The organism is Aestuariibaculum sp. M13, assembly GCF_024723255.1.
Classification (GTDB): domain Bacteria; phylum Bacteroidota; class Bacteroidia; order Flavobacteriales; family Flavobacteriaceae; genus Aestuariibaculum; species Aestuariibaculum lutulentum.
Map to the genome: position 1 here is coordinate 391,130 of NZ_JANIAC010000004.1, position 17,088 is coordinate 408,217.

Sequence of the window (17,088 nt, forward strand, 5' to 3'; positions counted from 1 at the left end):
TTATGTCAGATACAATAGAAAGAGTAAAGTGCTTAATTATCGGGTCGGGACCTGCAGGTTACACCGCAGCGATTTATGCAGCACGTGCTAATATGAGTCCGGTATTATACCAGGGAACACAGCCAGGAGGCCAGTTAACAACCACTAACGAAGTGGAGAACTTCCCAGGATATCCACAAGGTATTACAGGACCAGAAATGATGATGGAGTTACAGGCGCAAGCACAACGTTTTGAAGCTGATATCCGAGACGGATGGATTACTAAGGTTGATTTTTCAGGTGATGTTCACAAAGTTTGGGTAAACGACGAGAAGGAAATTCACTGTGATACGGTAATCATTTCAACCGGAGCTTCAGCAAAATATTTAGGCTTAGAATCTGAACAAAAATACTTGAAGTTAGGTGGCGGTGTATCGGCATGTGCAGTATGTGACGGGTTCTTCTACAGAAATCAGGAAGTGGTGATTGTTGGCGCAGGAGATTCAGCCTGTGAAGAAGCACACTACTTATCAAAATTATGTAAAAAAGTAACCATGTTAGTAAGACGTGATGAGTTTAGAGCCTCTAAAATCATGGCAGAACGTGTAGCTAACACTCCAAATATTGACATTTTATTCAATACAGAAACCGATGAAGTTATTGGTGACGGACAAGTAGTAACAGCGGTTCGAGTTTATAACAATAAAACCAACGAAAAACATGAAATTCCAGCAACAGGATTCTTCGTGGCAATCGGACATAAACCAAACACCGATATCTTTAAAGATTATATCAGCTTAGATGAAACGGGTTATATTATTAATACACCGGGAACAGCTAAAACTAATGTGCCGGGAGTATTTGTAAGTGGAGACGCTGCAGATCACGTATACCGTCAGGCGATTACAGCAGCCGGAACCGGTTGTATGGCAGCTTTAGATGCAGAACGTTATTTAGCAGCTAAAGAGGCTTAATCAAAATAAAAAAAAGTTTATTTTTACTCGATAGTCAAAATTGTAGTTGTAAAAACCGATTTTTGATATTGAGGTCAAAAAAAAAATAAGTAACAACCTCGTGATAAAACCACGGGGTTGTTTTTTAATATATCATACTAAATTATATTCATGAGGAATTTGTTTTTTGTTTTTTTGCTTACCTGCGTAGTATCATGTAATAAAAAACCAAAGGAAGAAAATTATTTATTAGTCGAAGGTATTTCATCAGAACTTGCAACCTACAGAAAAAAGCAGGTTTCAGATGTAGTTTACAATCTGTCTTTCAGCATTCCGTTAGAAAGAGAAAAGGCGATTGCTTCTCAACTTCATTTAACGCTTCAGGTTAACGATTTGGAGTATCCTTTGTATTTAGATTTTAATGAGGATAAATCGCATTTAAAATCGGTTTCAGTGAATGGAAAAACGATTGAGGTTTTACATGAAAGAGAACACTTAATAATTCCGCAGAAGTATTTAGCTAAAGGAAACAATGAAGTAATTGTTTCCTTCGATGCCGGTGAAGTGTCGCTTAACAGAAATGACGATTATTTATACACGCTTTTAGTGCCGGACCGTGCAAGTACCTTGTTCCCGTGTTTTGATCAACCGGATTTAAAGGCAAATTACAAGTTAGAAATTACGGCGCCTTCAAACTGGAAGGTGTTATGTGGCGGACCGTTAGTGTCTGAAGAAACAGTAAATGATTATACGAAACACGTTTACGGATTAACCGATAAAATGAGTACTTATTTATTTTCATTTGTAGCAGGTGTGTTTAATGAAACATCTCAAAAACCTGAAAATATGGAAATGACCTTGTTGTATCGTGAAAACGATTCAGCAAAAATTGAAGCCAGTATCGATGCTATTTTTGAACATCATCAAAAGGCTGTAAATTTTTTAGAGGAGTATACGCAATATCCGTTTCCATTTCAAAAAATGGATTATGCAACCATTCCAGGATTTCAGTATGGTGGCATGGAGCATGTTGGGGCTATCCAATATAAAGAATCATCTTTATTTTTAGATGGAACAACAACTCAGGAACGCTTATTAAATCGTGCACGACTAATAGCTCACGAAACTGCACACATGTGGTTTGGCGATTTAGTTACCATGAAATGGTTCGACGATGTTTGGTTAAAAGAAGTGTTTGCCAATTTTATGGCCGATAAAACGGTTAATGGCTCGTTTCCGAATATTAATCACGATTTAAAATTTTTAACATCACATTATCCGTCGGCATATAGCGAAGACCGAACGCAGGGGGCAACACCTATTCGTCAGAATCTGGGGAATTTAAAAAATGCAGGAACGCTTTACGGAAATATCATTTATCATAAGGCGCCTATTATGATGCGTCAGTTGGAAGTGATTATGGGAGAAGAACCTTTCCGTCGAGGTATGCGTAATTACATAAAAACATATGCTAACGACAATGCGACCTGGAACGATTTGGTAGAGTTACTAGACAACGAAACCCCAATAGATTTAAAGCAATGGAGCGAAGTTTGGGTAACAAAATCGGGACGTCCGGTAATCTCAGATCAGGTTATTTATAATGCCGATGGTAAAATTGAACGTTTTGAAGTTTCTCAACATGCCGAAGACGGAACAGATAACATCTGGACTCAGGCGTTCAATATTGGGTTAGTGTATAAAGATTCAGTGCATTTAGAAGAAGTAAATTTAAATGCTAAACAAATTTCTTTAAACACGCTGGAAGGTATGCCAAAGCCGGAAGCTATTGTTTATAATTACAATGGTTTAGGGTATGGTGTTTTTCCTGTCGATATTAAAAATCATCATATTTATGATATAAAAGATGATGTAGCTCGAGGTTTTGCTTACATCAATTTATATGAAAATATGTTAAGCGGAAAAATTTCAGCTATAGACGCATTCAATCAGTTACTTAATGGATTTAAAGTTGAAAATGAAGATTTAATCATCAACTTAGTTTCCGGAGAGATAAAAAGTATTTTCTGGAAATACTTTACAGAAGAAGAACGTCATGCAATGCTTCCTCCTTTGGAAGAATTTTTGCAGGAACGTTTAAAGGAACATTTAGATCCGAGTATTAAGAAAACGGTTTTCAATTTGTATAAAAGTGTCGCATATTCTGAGTCTGGAAAAGACTTTTTATATAACGTTTGGAATAAATCTATCGTGTTAGACAATGTGTATTTAAATGAAAACGATTATACAGGTATTGCTTCGGCATTAGCCATTTATAAACATGAGAAAGCCGATGAGATTTTAAAAATAGCGCACGAGCAAATTACTAATGCCGATAGAAAAAAGAATTTCGAATTTATTCTTCCTGCATTATCTAACGATGTGAAAGTAAGAGATGCCTTTATGAAATCGCTGGCTAAACCTGAAAATCGTGAAAAGGAATCCTGGGTGTTGGATGCTTTAGATTGTATTCACCATCCGTTACGTCAGGCATCGGGGCAAAAGCATTTAAGGTTGTGTTTAGATTTACTGGAAGAAATACAGTTGACAGGAGATATCTTCTTTCCTAAAGCCTGGCTAGTGGCTTCTATAGGAGAATACACTTCGCCTGAAGCTTATCAGGTTTTGCAACAGTTTTTAGCGGACAATCCTAATTTTAGTCCTGTGCTAAAAAATAAATTATTACAGGCTACCGACCCGTTATATCGTGTTAATAACTTATGGAAGCAGTAATCCTTTTAAATAGCTTTCATGATTAAAAACTGGTTTAAAAATATAGGTCCAGGACCATTGGTTGCAGCGGCTTTTATTGGTCCGGGTACGGTAACGATGTGTACTTTGGCAGGTGTAAAATTTGGGTATGCCTTACTTTGGGCGATGGCACTATCGGTTATAGCCACCATAGTACTTCAGGAGATGTCCTCAAGATTGGGAATTATTACTCAGAAGGGGTTAGCGCAGACCATTCGGGCGGAAATAAAATCACCTGTATTAAAAGGTTTAGCGGTCTTTTTAATATTATCAGCTATTGTGGTTGGTAATACAGCCTATGAAGCGGGAAATATTAGTGGAGGCGTTTTAGGTCTTGAAGCTATTTTTGGTGATCAAAACATTCAAACAGATTGGTTTTCGTTCAACATGTTTAGTGTAATTATCGGCCTTTTAGCTTTTATATTATTATACATCGGAAATTATAAAGTTATAGAACGCGTGTTAGTAGCTTTGGTTATTTTAATGAGTCTGGCGTTCTTCATTACAGCAATTTTAACTAAACCTAATTTTATTAATATTGTAAAGGGTGCTTTTGTGCCAACGTATCCACAGGATAGCATTTTTACCATTATTGGTTTAATTGGGACTACCGTTGTACCTTATAATTTGTTTTTACATGCCTCGTTGGTTAAAGAAAAATGGCATGATAAAAGCGATTTAAAATATGCTAGAAAAGATACCATAGTAGCGGTAATCCTTGGTGGATTGGTGTCTATGAGCGTCATCGTGTCTTCAGCCGCTATACAAACTGAAGATATTAATAGTGCAGCCGATTTGGCTAAAGGTTTAGAGCCTTTATTTGGAGCTTATTCAAAATACTTTTTGGCTATTGGATTGTTTGCTGCTGGAATTACCAGTGCCATTACAGCGCCTTTGGCAGCAGCCTATGTGGCTTGCGGGTGTTTGGGGTGGACCAGTAATTTAAAATCAATACGTTTCAGAAGCATCTGGGTGTTTATTTTAATTTTTGGAATTGCTTCTTCTTCATTAGGAATTAAATCTATCGAAATCATCAAATTTGCTCAGGTAGCAAATGGGATATTGTTGCCTGTGGTTGCTGGCTTTTTGATTTGGGTAATGAACCGAACTTCGGTGTTAGGAATTTATAAGAATAGTTTAAAGCAAAATGTTTTAGGAATCGTCATTCTGGCGATTACCATTTTTTTAGGGCTTAAAAGTATTTTAAAAGTGTTTGAGGTCTTTTAAAAAGGGTAATTTTTACGTTTGTTTCGTTAAAAAATAGCAAAAATCTATCTGCTATCTGATATTAAATTTGTTACTTTAGCCTTCGAATTTTTAAACTAATAAAAAAATAATATAATGAAATTAATTAAATGTTTAGGTGTTGCGGCAGCTGGATTAGCAATGGTGTCTTGTAATCAAAATGGAGGAGTTCCTAATAAAGCGTTGAAAACAGAAATAGATTCTGTAAGTTATGCGATAGGAATGGATGTAGCCCGTAACATTAATGCGAATGCTTCAGAAGTTGATAGAGAAATCTTTATGCAAGGGTTTATGAATGCATCTGATTCTTCTGATGTATTAATTGCAGAAGAGCAAGTGCAAATGGTTTTAAGTAAATATTTCCAAAAGAAACAAGCTGAAGCCAGAAAGAAGCAAGAGGAGGATATGAAAAAGCAGGCTGAGGAGAAATTCGCTGAAAACAAGGCAGAAGGTGAAAAATTCTTAGAAGAGAATAAAGCTAAAGATGGCGTAAAAGTTACCGATAGTGGTTTACAATACGAAGTTATTAAAGAAGGAACAGGAGAGAAACCAACAGCAACGTCGAGAGTAAAAGTTCACTACCACGGTACATTAATCGACGGAACTGTTTTCGATAGCTCTGTAGATCGTGGAGAGCCAACTCAGTTTGGAGTGGGACAGGTAATTCCAGGATGGACAGAAGGTTTACAGTTAATGTCTGTAGGTTCTAAATATAAATTCTACATTCCACAGGATTTAGCTTACGGTTTCAGACAACAAGGACCAAAAATCAAACCTTTCTCTACATTAGTTTTTGAAGTAGAATTATTAGAGGTTGTTAAGTAATTAAAAGGTTTTTAACCGATATATTAAAAAGCAGAAAATTTATTTTTCTGCTTTTTTCGTTTATAACCGTGCATTATAGTACAATTAACAAATCAAGGTTGTAAATTTGCAGCAAGAAAATGAAGAGTAGTTATGAGTCATAAAGCCGGTTTTGTAAATATTATAGGAAATCCAAATGTGGGGAAGTCTACATTAATGAATGCCTTTGTAGGTGAAAAATTATCAATCATCACATCGAAAGCGCAAACCACGCGCCATAGAATTTTAGGTATTGTAAATGGTGATGATTTTCAGGTGGTATTATCAGATACACCGGGTATTATTAAGCCAGCTTATGAGTTACAGGAATCTATGATGGATTTCGTAAAATCTGCTTTCGAAGATGCCGATGTACTACTTTATATGGTTGAAATCGGGGAGAAGGAATTAAAAGATGAAGCGTTTTTCAACAAAATTACCAACTCAAAAACGCCTGTATTATTGCTCTTAAATAAAATTGATACCTCTAATCAGGAACAATTGGAAGAACAAGTACAGCTTTGGGCAGAGAAAGTGCCTAATGCAGAAATTTTCCCTATTTCAGCATTAGAAGGATTCAATGTTCAGGAAGTATTCAACCGAATTATTGAATTGTTACCGGAATCACCGGCTTTCTATCCAAAAGATCAGTTAACAGACAAGCCAGAACGTTTCTTTATTAACGAAACCATTCGCGAAAAAATTCTTTTGCATTACAAAAAGGAAATTCCTTATGCTGTAGAAATCGAAACTGAAGAGTTTTTAGAAGAGGATGATATTATTCGTGTGCGTGCCGTAATCATGGTGGAGCGCGATACACAAAAAGGAATCATTATCGGGCATAAAGGAAGCGCTTTAAAACGTGTTGGTGTTGAAGCCAGAAAGGATTTGGAAGCTTTCTTCGGGAAACAAATTCACTTGGAAACCTATGTGAAAGTGAATAAAAACTGGCGTAGTAATCAAAATCAGTTAAGACGTTTCGGGTACAATCAAAAGTAATTTTGATTTAATGTTTTGTTCATAAAATCTTTAAGGGCAAGCATATCGTCTTTACTCGATATTTTTCCAAAGGTTCCGGCAATATAAAGCCCAATCCAGGCTACAATTATAATAGCCATACCACTTAATTGGGGAAAAACACTTGTTTTTATCACCCAATTACTATAAGCCCAGATGCCTAAAGCTATAAAAGTACCTGCTAAAAAGAAGTGAACAAACATAAAAAAGGTCCATACCGTTGGGTTAGGTCCGAACAATCCTTTTACTTCAGAAGTATCGTTGGTTATTTCGTTAATCTCCAGATGAAGTTGAGGTGACCAGAAATGCTGTTTGTGTTTAGGGTATTTTATAAACACATGACCGTCTACAACCACAATTATAAAATCAGATTGGTTGGTTTTAGCGTCTTTAAATAATTGTAAAAGCACTTGATGCTTTTCAGGTTTTTCAAATTTAAATCTGGGACGTAAAATAATGTCGTTGGTAGTAGACATAGTTTGTCGGTTTTTATTCGCATAAATTAGCGATATTTACTTAAAATGAAAACATTTTTAATCTTTTCTAAAAAAGAAGATTAGCTAATGTATATTTCCTATTTTTGCAAAAAATTTAAATAGTAATCAAGTCAGTTGTGAAACTGCTTTATCATAAGAGAATATGAGCAATATTGTAGCTATAGTAGGTCGTCCAAATGTTGGTAAATCAACGTTTTTTAATCGCTTAATTCAACGTAGAGAAGCTATTGTTGATGCCGTAAGTGGTGTGACAAGAGATAGACATTACGGAAAAACCGACTGGAATGGAAAGGAGTTTTCTCTTATTGATACTGGTGGATATGTTGTTGGTAGCGACGATATTTTTGAAGCTGAAATTGATAAGCAGGTAGAATTGGCTATTGATGAAGCTGATGCGATTATCTTTATGGTTGATGTTGAGTCTGGGGTAACTGGAATGGACGAAGATGTAGCTAACTTATTAAGACGTGTTGATAAGCCTGTGTTTTTAGTGGTTAACAAAGTAGATAATGCCAAACGTGCTGAAGATGCTGTAGAGTTTTATGCTTTAGGTTTAGGTGAATATTATACCGTTGCAGGTATTAACGGTAGCGGAACAGGAGATTTGTTGGATGCTGTTGTGGCTGCTTTACCAGAAAAGGAAGAAGTAGAAGAGAGTGAGTTACCACGTTTTGCTGTGGTTGGTCGTCCAAATGCAGGGAAATCATCATTCATTAATGCTTTAATTGGTGAAGATCGTTATATCGTAACTGATATTGCAGGAACAACTCGTGATGCGATTGATACAAAATATAACCGTTTCGGATTTGAATTTAACTTGGTCGATACCGCTGGAATCCGTCGTAAATCGAAAGTAAAAGAAGATTTAGAATTTTATTCGGTAATGCGTAGTGTACGTGCTATCGAACATGCCGATGTGTGTTTATTGGTTTTAGATGCTAATCGTGGTTTTGACGGGCAAGTACAAAATATTTTCTGGTTAGCCGAGCGTAACCGTAAAGGGATCGTTATTTTAGTGAATAAGTGGGATTTAGTAGAGAAAGATCACAAATCGACCAAAGAATACGAGAAAGCGATTAGAAAACAAATAGCTCCATTTACCGATGTGCCCATTGTTTTCATTTCAGCAATGACCAAACAACGTATTTATAAAGCTATTGAAACAGCTGTTGAAGTATATCAAAACCGTACGAAGAAAATTAAAACCAGTACGCTTAACGAAATCTTTTTACCGCTTATAGAGAATTATCCGCCACCGGCATACAAAGGTAAATTCGTTAAAATTAAATACGTGATGCAGTTACCAACACCGCAACCACAGTTTGCATTTTTCTGTAACTTGCCACAGTATGTTAAAGATCCGTACAAACGTTTCTTAGAAAATAAACTTCGTGAACACTTCGATTTTACAGGGGTTCCTGTAAGTGTTTATATGCGTAAGAAGTAATGATTAATAGATATAAAAAAAAAGCGCTGAATACCATTCAGCGCTTTTTTTATGTTTTGTTGTTACCAGCTTCCACCAGCGCCTCCTCCTGAGAAACCGCCGCCTCCGAAACCACCACCAAATCCGCCGCCACCGGAAAAACCTCCGCCGGAGCTTCCACCAAATCCGCCACGTCCCATATTACTCAGAATGATGGCATCCCAAATGTCGAAACCGCCATGTCTGTTTCCGCCTCTATGATTATTACCACCTCCACGTTTGTTTTTGGAAAGGGCAATAACGATAAAGATGATAATGATTAATATGAAAAAGAACTTTGATGAATTATCTTTTTTAGCATCTGCTTTTCGTGTGCCTTTGTAAGCTCCGGTAAGGACGTCAAAAATAGCATCGGTACCTTTATTTAAGCCTTGATGATAATCACCTGTTTTGAATTCGGGGATAATAACATTTCTAACAATTTCACCAACAATACCAGCAGTCAATCTATCTTCAACACCATAGCCCGGAGAAATCCATATTTTGCGATCGTCTCTCGCTAATAAAATAAAAACACCGTTATCTTCCTTAGCTTGTCCAATGCCCCATTGGTGTGCCCAGCGCGGTGTTAATAAACCAATATTTTCACCGTTGGTTGATCCAATAATAGCCACTACAATTTGTGTTGAGGTGGTATCGGAATATTTAATGAGTTTACGCTCTAAGTTCGATTTTTCGGCATTAGAAAGTAATCCTACATAATCGTAAACACTGGTTTGTTCTTTTGGTATTTCGGGTATATTGAATTGGGCAAAACCAAGGTTTCCTACAAATAGGATGAGCGTTAGTGTTACGATTAAGGTCTTCAAATGGGGTAATGTTTTGAAAAATTGCATATTTTTTAGCCTTTAGAAATGTCGTTCGACAGTTCGTTAACATCACCATGTTGCCAGGGGAAATGTGTTTCGAGTTCTTTGCCTGCTTTTAAAACGCCATCAACTAAGCCTTGCTTGAAATTACCGGCTTTAAAATGTGATTGAATAACGTCTTTGGTGCTATTCCAGAAATCTTTAGGTACCACATCGTTGATGCCTTTATCACCACAAATAACAAACGCTTTGTCTTCAACAGCCACGTAAATTAATACGCCGTTTTGTTCTTTGGTGTTATCCATTTTTAATAAATGAAAAACTTCCAAGGCACGTTTGTAGGCATCACCTTTTGATGTTTTTTCAAGGTGTACCCGAATTTCACCAGAGGTTTTTAACTCGGCTTTGCGTATGGCTTCTACGACTTCCTGTTCTTCGCTTTCAGTAAGGAAATCTTCTACTTTAGACATGGTGTTTTAGTTAAAATCGAATTCTACATCCACAGGTTTTTCAGCACCAGCTTCAGCATCAAAATACGGTTTGCTATCGAAGTTTAATATACCAGCCAATAACGAATTCGGGAATGTTTTTATATGAACATTATAAGGTTTAATAGCTTCGTTGTAACGTGTTCTTGCCGTTTGAATCGTGTTCTCCGTGCTTGTTAATTCGTCCTGAAGCTTTAAGAAATTCTGATTGGCTTTCAGTTCCGGGTAACGCTCTACGGTTACTAATAAACTTTTTAACGCACCACTTAAGCCACCTTGCACCTGGTTGTACTGGGCTAATTGTTCTGGTGTAATATTGTTAGGATCGATGCTGATTGACGTAGCTTTAGCACGTGCTTCAATAACATCGGTAAGGGTTTTGCGTTCAAAATCGGCAGCACCTTTTACTGTGTTTACCAAATTACCAATAAGGTCGTTTCTGCGTTGGTAAGAGGTTTGTACATTACCCCAGGCTTCACCAACATTTTCGTTTAGAGTAACAGCTGTATTGTTAAAGCCTTTACCCCATGAGTATAATCCGAAAACAATTATTGCAACAATAATCCACGGTAACCATTTTTTCATAATTATATAAGTTTAATGTGTTTTTAATTAACGATTGTTAGACGCACTTTTTTACTGAATGTTACTTCATCTAAAAAAGAATTTCTAAAAGTTAACAATTAAAGGTGCTCTTTAATTTTTATAAGCTGATTTTTAACTTCTTCGAGTTTACTTATAATTTCAAAATTGGACAGGGTGTCTTTTTTGCCTTCTTTTAAATGTATTTTGGCACCTTCAAGAGTAAACCCACGTTCTTTAACCAAATGGTAAATAAGTTTCAGGTTTTTAATGTCCTCTGGTGTAAACTTACGGTTACCTTTGGCATTTTTCTTGGGTTTAAGAGCATCAAATTCTTTTTCCCAAAAGCGTATTAACGAGGTGTTCACATTAAATGCCTTAGCAACTTCGCCAATACTATAATAACGTTTTTCGGGTAGTTCTATTTGCATTAGTCTAATGATTGGTTTTCCATTGAGGCGTGTTCTAATAACTCGTTAAACTCTTCGGCAGTTAAACTTCCGTAGTAGAAATTAATAGGGTTTATACGTTGCCCGTCCTTAAATATTTCGTAGTGTAAATGCGGTGCTTCAGAGCGACCGGTACTACCCACAAAACCTATAAGGTCGCCGCGTTGTACTTTCTGATTTTTTTTAACATTGTATTTATACAAATGGGCATACAAACTAACGTAACCATAGCCGTGATTAATGCGAATATGGTTTCCGTAACCACTGGAGCCATTGTCGGCACGTTCAACAACGCCGTCTCCACTGGCATAAATAGGAGTGCCTCGAGGGGCGGTAAAATCCATACCCCAGTGCATTTTTCGAACTTTAGTAAACGGATCTGAACGCATACCGTAACCCGAGGCCATACGTGTTAGTTCTTTATTGCTTACCGGTTGAATTGCAGGGATGGCTGCCAGTAATTTTTCTTTTTCTTCAGCAAGTTTAGTAATTTCATCCAGAGATTTCGATTGTACAACAATCTGTTTTTGTAAGATGTCTAATCGCTTGTTACTTTCTATAATCAGTTTCGAATTATCGAAGCCCTCTAAGTTTTTATAACGGTTAATACCCCCAAAACCAGCTTTGCGTTGTTCTTCCGGAATAGGGTTGGCTTCAAAATAAACGCGGTAGATATTATTGTCACGATCGGCGATATCGGTTAAAACGGCTTCGGCTTCCGCCATTTTTTTGTTTAATAATTCAAATTGTAATTGAGAATTTTGTAGTTCACGCTTTAAAGCACGCTCTTTAGGCGATTCGATATATTGACTTGCAATAAAAACAAACAGAAAACCAAAAAGAGCAGCTCCCAATATAAACACAAAAGCATACTTTAAAGTTGTCCTTTTTTTGCGTTCTATTTTCTTATATGATAACGATTCTGAATCGTAATAATATTTTACCTTACTCATTTCTTAATTTATTCTATTTTTGCACTTTATATTAAATGCAATTCGAATTTGTTTTTTCTTAAAGCAAACGACCAAACATTTGAATTATTATTAGAAGTGAACCCTAAGGATAGCAAATGTAAAGTAGTTTTTATAAGTTTGATTTTGTCAAGGAAGTAAAGATAAAAATTTGTTTTGTAATTAATGTAATTTAATAAACATAGTAACCATTTTATATAAATGAAGTCACAAGATATTCGATCTAAGTTTTTAAGTTTTTTTGAAGAAAAAAAGCACACAATTGTACCATCGGCACCTATGGTGTTAAAAGACGATCCAACCCTAATGTTTATCAATGCGGGTATGGCACCTTTTAAAGAGTATTTCTTAGGAAATGCCGTGCCTAAAAGCAATCGTATTGCCGACACACAAAAGTGTTTACGTGTTTCAGGAAAGCATAACGATTTAGAAGAAGTTGGGTACGATACCTATCACCACACCTTATTCGAAATGTTAGGAAACTGGAGTTTTGGTGATTACTTTAAAAAGGAGGCGATTGCTTGGGCTTGGGAGTTACTTACCGAAGAGTTTGGTGTCGATAAAGATATTTTATATGTAACCGTTTTTGAAGGTGATAAGGAAGATGGTCTAGGGATGGATACCGAAGCTTACGAGTTATGGAAGCAGTTTGTTCCAGAAGATCGTATTTTAATGGGGAACAAGAAGGATAACTTCTGGGAAATGGGAGACCAGGGACCATGCGGACCATGTAGCGAGATTCACGTAGATATTCGTTCGGCTGCAGAAAAGGCAAAAATAGCAGGTAAAGATTTAGTAAATATGGATCACCCGCAGGTGGTTGAAATCTGGAATCTGGTATTCATGCAATACAACCGTAAAGCGAATGGAAGTTTAGAAAGTCTTCCAGATAAACATATCGATACCGGAATGGGTTTTGAGCGTTTATGTATGGTTTTACAGGGAAAACAATCAAACTACGATACCGATGTGTTTACGCCAATTATTAGAGAGATTGAAGCCATTACACATAAAGAATACGGAAAAGATGAAAAAACCGATATTGCTATTCGAGTAATTTCAGATCACGTGCGTGCTGTAGCCTTTGCTATTGCCGATGGTCAGTTACCAAGCAACACCGGAGCAGGTTATGTTATTCGTAGAATTTTACGTCGTGCCGTACGTTACGGATTCACCTTCCTAGATAAAAAAGAGCCATTTATTTACCGTTTGGTTGAGGTATTGGCTCAAAAAATGGGACATGCGTTCCCGGAGATTAAGTCACAAAAACAAATTGTTGAAAATGTTATTAAGGAAGAAGAAAATTCATTCTTAAGAACCTTAGAGCAAGGTTTAGTCTTATTAAACCGTATTGTTGAAGAAACTAAAGGTGATACTGTTTCGGGTGAAAAAGCCTTCGAATTATACGATACTTATGGCTTTCCAATCGATTTAACCGCGCTTATTCTTAATGAAAAAGGTTTAAAGTTAGATCAGGAAGGATTCAAAGTTCAGCTTGAAAAACAAAAAACACGTTCACGTGCAGCAAGTGAAATGAGTACAGACGATTGGACAATTCTTTACGACGATGCCGATGAAGAATTTGTTGGGTACGATACACTTACTGCAAATGTGAAAATTACACGATACAGAAAAGTAGTTTCCAAAAAGGACGGAGAAATGTACCAGTTGGTATTCAACATTACACCATTTTATCCAGAAGGAGGAGGGCAAGTTGGAGATAAAGGATATATTGAAGCGGCTAATGGAGATGTAACTTATATTTTAGATACAAAGAAGGAGAACAACGTTATTATTCATTTTGCAAAAGAACTTCCTGAAGATGTAAATGGTACTTTTAAAGCTATTGTAGATGATGAAGAACGTGCGCGTACCGAAGCTAATCACTCGGCAACGCACTTATTACATCAGGCCTTACGTGAAATATTAGGAACGCATGTAGAACAAAAAGGTAGTGCGGTACAGAGTAAGTCGTTACGTTTTGACTTTTCTCATTTTTCAAAATTAACTGATGAAGAGTTACGTGATGTTGAAAATTTTGTTAACGCGCGTATCGAAGGTAAATTGCCATTAGAAGAAAAACGAAATATTCCAAAGGAAGAAGCGATTGCAGAAGGCGCCATGAGTTTATTCGGAGAGAAGTACGGCGATACTGTTCGTGCGATTCGTTTCGGACAATCTATAGAGCTTTGTGGAGGAACGCATGTAAAAAACACTTCAGATATCTGGCATTTTAAAATTGTTTCAGAAGGAGCTGTAGCGGCAGGAATTCGTCGTATTGAAGCGATTACTCACGATGCAGCAAAAGAATTTTATTTCGATAATAACCAAGCATATTTCGAAATGAAGGCTTTACTTAACAATGCTCAGGAGCCGGTTAAAGCCTTACAGAATTTACAAGATGAAAATGCAGGTCTTAAAAAGCAAATTGAAGCCTTGTTAAAAGATAAAGCTAAGAATGTTAAGGGAGAGCTTAAAAGCGAATTAACCGAAGTTAACGGTGTTCAGTTTTTAGCAAAGCAATTGGATCTGGATGCAGCAGGCATTAAAGATGTGGCGTTTGAACTTGGAGGCGAAGTTGATAATTTATTTTTATTGTTAGCAGCTGAAAACGATGGTAAAGCTTTATTGTCTTGTTATATTTCTAAAAATCTGGTAGCCGATAAAGGCTTAAATGCCGGTCAGGTAGTTAGAGATCTTGGTAAGTATATTCAAGGTGGTGGCGGTGGCCAGCCGTTCTTTGCAACTGCTGGAGGTAAAAACCCAGCAGGAATTCAGGAAGCCTTAGAAAAAGCTAAAGATTTTATTGCTTAATAAATTAATATTCCCGCGAAAGCGGGAATCTTTTTTATATGAAGTTCCAAACAGAAATACCATTAAAACAACAAACCAATAATCTGATAGATTATGATTCCAACCTATTATTGTTAGGTTCGTGTTTTGTTGAAAATATAGGAGAGAAATTCAGCTATTTTAAATTTAAAAGTCTTCAAAACCCATTTGGTATTTTGTTTAATCCCAAAGCCATTGAAACTTTAGTGAACAGAGCAATTCAGAATAATTTTTATAAGGAGTCTGATTTGGTGTTTCATAATGAACAATGGCATTGTTTTGATGCGCATTCTAAATTGAGTCATACTTCAAAAGAGGATTTATTACATAATTTGAATGCAGCGCTTCGGCAAACGCAGGACCAAATTAACCAGACCACACATGTTATTATTACATTAGGAACGGCGTGGGTGTATCGTTTTAAAGAAACGAATGCTTTCGTAGCGAATTGCCATAAAGTACCACAAAGGCAATTTGATAAAGTGTTGTTGACAGTTGATGAGGTTAAAGTGTCTTTGGAGGAAATTAAAAGGATGATTAAGTCGGTTAACCCGAAAGCAAATATCATCTTTACAGTATCACCGGTACGTCACATAAAAGATGGCTTTACAGAAAATACACAAAGTAAGGCGCATCTCATTTCTGCCATTCATCAGTTAGTGAATCAGGAGAATGTGTTTTATTTCCCATCATTTGAAATCATGATGGACGAACTTCGCGATTACCGTTTTTATAACGACGATATGTTGCATCCAAGTTCGGTAGCTGTTGATTATATCTGGGAAAAATTTTGCAGTATCTGGATTTCAAAGGAAGCACAAAAAACGATGGAATCTGTAAATGAGATTCAAAAAGGACTTCAGCATAAACCATTTAATCCAGATTCTGAAGCGCATAAAACCTTTTTGGGACGTCTTGAAATTAAAAAAGAAGAGATTCAAAATAAATTTAATCACATAAAATTCTAAAATTAATAGTACAAAACCTATAAGTTATGTGGGAATAAGCCTTAATTGTAATATATTGGTTAACAATGTGTTGTGAGGTATTGCGGATGGTCTTTTTTTATAACACTTAATCGAAAAGTTCACATCTGTTACCTAAAATGAATTAATTTTATTAAGCTATTAATCAATTCATATTAGAAACATCAATTGCGGGGCTCGAAAATTCGATTATGCGGTTGATGTTTTTTTATGTTTATAAACCAATAACCTTTTTATAACTTTTGGGTAATAGTTTCTCAAAGTAATTAACCGAATTTTACAACTGTTTAGAATTAGTTGATTTTTGCATTAGTTAGGCTTTTTATGTCGAAGCAACTAGTGTTTTTTCATCTAAATTTTATTAGTTAGACGCAAACAAAACAAAGTTCATTTTAAATTAAAATAAGCATAATATTTACTTAATCTAATTTCTAAATTACACTTCTATCTTTGTATTGCTATTAATCAAAATTACATTAGTTAGGCTTTATATGTCGAAGCAACTAGTGTTTTTTTTTGCCTAAATATTTCGCATTTCACCACTTTTAAATTCTAAAATAATATTTAATTTTAGGGATGCGAAAAATATTATTAGGAGTCTTTATTACTCTATTCGTTTTACTGGTTATAAAATATTGTGAAGATAAGCGTCAGGAGGACATTACGCTTAAAGAGCATAGTGCCCTTATTGAAAAGGAAATTAAAAATGTCGGTAAACTGGTGGTTACCGAAGGGCGTTTTAGTGAAATTTACAACTACAAAAATTCCAAGGAAATATTAGGTGATTATTTTACTTCTGAAAAAACAGCATTGGTTGTTGTGAATGCCGATGTTACTGTGGCCTACGATTTAAGTAAACTGGAATTTAAAATTGATGAAAAACATAAAACCTTAACGATTTTACGTATTCCGGAAGAAGAAGTGAAAATTTATCCTGATATAGAATATTACGATGTTCAGTTTGGGTTTTTTAATCCTTTTGAAGCTAAAGATTATAATGATATTAAAAGTATAATAAACAAAACATTACAGGAGAAAATTGAAGCCTCAGAGATTAAATCTAATGCGAAAAACAGATTGGTAAGTGAATTATCTAAACTCTATATTTTAACTAATTCTTTAGGGTGGACATTACAATACGATAACACCCCCATAATTAAAGGTGATGAGCTTAAGAATTTGAAACTTTAGTTTTTTACG

General features: G+C 35.8%; 15 protein-coding genes. 9 read left to right on the forward strand and 6 right to left on the reverse strand.

Going from position 1 to position 17,088, the window contains the following annotated elements:
• Positions 1-2 precede the first annotated feature (2 nt).
• From trxB to era, 5 genes are all read left to right on the forward strand, one after another.
• A complete protein-coding gene (gene trxB, locus NO995_RS15200) occupies positions 3-953 on the forward strand; it encodes a thioredoxin-disulfide reductase (RefSeq protein ID WP_258228242.1) in 951 nt (316 codons plus the stop codon).
• A gap of 150 nt (positions 954-1,103) precedes the next feature.
• Positions 1,104-3,665 carry a M1 family aminopeptidase gene (locus NO995_RS15205; RefSeq protein ID WP_258228243.1) on the forward strand — a complete coding sequence of 854 codons (2,562 nt, stop codon included), beginning with the start codon at positions 1,104-1,106 and terminating at the stop codon, positions 3,663-3,665.
• Between the two features lie 18 nt (positions 3,666-3,683).
• Entirely contained in the window at positions 3,684-4,910 is a 1,227-nt protein-coding gene (locus NO995_RS15210) for an Nramp family divalent metal transporter (RefSeq protein ID WP_258228244.1), read from the forward strand.
• A gap of 114 nt (positions 4,911-5,024) precedes the next feature.
• Entirely contained in the window at positions 5,025-5,753 is a 729-nt protein-coding gene (locus NO995_RS15215; RefSeq protein WP_240575305.1) for an FKBP-type peptidyl-prolyl cis-trans isomerase, read from the forward strand.
• A gap of 132 nt (positions 5,754-5,885) precedes the next feature.
• Entirely contained in the window at positions 5,886-6,770 is an 885-nt protein-coding gene (era, locus tag NO995_RS15220) for a GTPase Era (protein WP_240575306.1), read from the forward strand.
• On the opposite strand, the gene NO995_RS15225 is transcribed toward era, so the two are convergent.
• Complete coding sequence (locus tag NO995_RS15225) at positions 6,761-7,264, reverse strand: GTP-binding protein (protein ID WP_258228245.1); 504 nt, start codon at positions 7,262-7,264, stop codon at positions 6,761-6,763. The genes era and NO995_RS15225 overlap by 10 nt on opposite strands.
• 163 nt (positions 7,265-7,427) lie before the next feature.
• Here NO995_RS15225 and der point away from each other — a divergent pair, with 163 nt between their 5' ends.
• Positions 7,428-8,732, forward strand: a complete 1,305-nt coding sequence (gene der / locus NO995_RS15230; protein ID WP_240575308.1) for a ribosome biogenesis GTPase Der — start codon at positions 7,428-7,430, stop codon at positions 8,730-8,732.
• A 62-nt stretch (positions 8,733-8,794) separates the two neighbouring features.
• On the opposite strand, the gene NO995_RS15235 is transcribed toward der, so the two are convergent.
• The 5 genes from NO995_RS15235 to NO995_RS15255 all read right to left on the reverse strand — a co-directional run bounded on the left by NO995_RS15235 (position 8,795) and on the right by NO995_RS15255 (position 12,052).
• Positions 8,795-9,580 carry a YgcG family protein gene (locus tag NO995_RS15235; RefSeq protein WP_258228246.1) on the reverse strand — a complete coding sequence of 262 codons (786 nt, stop codon included), beginning with the start codon at positions 9,578-9,580 and terminating at the stop codon, positions 8,795-8,797.
• A 32-nt stretch (positions 9,581-9,612) separates the two neighbouring features.
• Entirely contained in the window at positions 9,613-10,050 is a 438-nt protein-coding gene (locus NO995_RS15240) for a TPM domain-containing protein (RefSeq protein WP_258228247.1), read from the reverse strand.
• Between the two features lie 6 nt (positions 10,051-10,056).
• Positions 10,057-10,653: a LemA family protein gene (locus NO995_RS15245; protein ID WP_258228248.1), complete on the reverse strand. Its 597-nt coding sequence runs from the start codon at positions 10,651-10,653 to the stop codon at positions 10,057-10,059.
• A gap of 98 nt (positions 10,654-10,751) precedes the next feature.
• The gene (locus NO995_RS15250) at positions 10,752-11,081 is read right to left on the reverse strand and encodes a MerR family transcriptional regulator (protein WP_240575315.1); all 330 of its coding nucleotides are present in this window, start codon (positions 11,079-11,081) and stop codon (positions 10,752-10,754) included.
• Positions 11,081-12,052, reverse strand: coding sequence for a M23 family metallopeptidase (locus NO995_RS15255; protein ID WP_240575317.1), 972 nt, complete (start codon positions 12,050-12,052; stop codon positions 11,081-11,083). The genes NO995_RS15250 and NO995_RS15255 overlap by 1 nt, the downstream gene beginning before the upstream one ends.
• A 219-nt stretch (positions 12,053-12,271) precedes the next feature.
• Here NO995_RS15255 and alaS point away from each other — a divergent pair, with 219 nt between their 5' ends.
• The 3 genes from alaS to NO995_RS15270 all read left to right on the forward strand — a co-directional run bounded on the left by alaS (position 12,272) and on the right by NO995_RS15270 (position 17,079).
• Complete coding sequence (gene alaS / locus NO995_RS15260; RefSeq protein ID WP_258228249.1) at positions 12,272-14,884, forward strand: alanine--tRNA ligase; 2,613 nt, start codon at positions 12,272-12,274, stop codon at positions 14,882-14,884.
• 38 nt (positions 14,885-14,922) lie between these two features.
• On the forward strand, positions 14,923-15,870 hold the full coding sequence (locus tag NO995_RS15265) for a GSCFA domain-containing protein (RefSeq protein ID WP_258228250.1): 948 nt from the start codon (positions 14,923-14,925) through the stop codon (positions 15,868-15,870).
• Positions 15,871-16,464: 594 nt separating this feature from the next.
• Positions 16,465-17,079 (forward strand): DUF4230 domain-containing protein, encoded by a 615-nt coding sequence (locus NO995_RS15270; RefSeq protein WP_258228251.1) that lies wholly within the window; start codon positions 16,465-16,467, stop codon positions 17,077-17,079.
• The last annotated feature ends 9 nt before the right edge of the window (positions 17,080-17,088 follow it).

Coding starts and splice junctions, on each gene's coding strand:
- trxB (WP_258228242.1), top strand. CDS start 3: ATGTCAGATACAATAGAAAGAGTAAAGTGCTTAATTATCGGGTCGGGA.
- NO995_RS15205 (WP_258228243.1), top strand. CDS start 1,104: ATGAGGAATTTGTTTTTTGTTTTTTTGCTTACCTGCGTAGTATCATGT.
- NO995_RS15210 (WP_258228244.1), top strand. CDS start 3,684: ATGATTAAAAACTGGTTTAAAAATATAGGTCCAGGACCATTGGTTGCA.
- NO995_RS15215 (WP_240575305.1), top strand. CDS start 5,025: ATGAAATTAATTAAATGTTTAGGTGTTGCGGCAGCTGGATTAGCAATG.
- era (WP_240575306.1), top strand. CDS start 5,886: ATGAGTCATAAAGCCGGTTTTGTAAATATTATAGGAAATCCAAATGTG.
- NO995_RS15225 (WP_258228245.1), bottom strand. CDS start 7,264: ATGTCTACTACCAACGACATTATTTTACGTCCCAGATTTAAATTTGAA.
- der (WP_240575308.1), top strand. CDS start 7,428: ATGAGCAATATTGTAGCTATAGTAGGTCGTCCAAATGTTGGTAAATCA.
- NO995_RS15240 (WP_258228247.1), bottom strand. CDS start 10,050: ATGTCTAAAGTAGAAGATTTCCTTACTGAAAGCGAAGAACAGGAAGTC.
- NO995_RS15245 (WP_258228248.1), bottom strand. CDS start 10,653: ATGAAAAAATGGTTACCGTGGATTATTGTTGCAATAATTGTTTTCGGA.
- NO995_RS15250 (WP_240575315.1), bottom strand. CDS start 11,081: ATGCAAATAGAACTACCCGAAAAACGTTATTATAGTATTGGCGAAGTT.
- NO995_RS15255 (WP_240575317.1), bottom strand. CDS start 12,052: ATGAGTAAGGTAAAATATTATTACGATTCAGAATCGTTATCATATAAG.
- alaS (WP_258228249.1), top strand. CDS start 12,272: ATGAAGTCACAAGATATTCGATCTAAGTTTTTAAGTTTTTTTGAAGAA.
- NO995_RS15265 (WP_258228250.1), top strand. CDS start 14,923: ATGAAGTTCCAAACAGAAATACCATTAAAACAACAAACCAATAATCTG.
- NO995_RS15270 (WP_258228251.1), top strand. CDS start 16,465: ATGCGAAAAATATTATTAGGAGTCTTTATTACTCTATTCGTTTTACTG.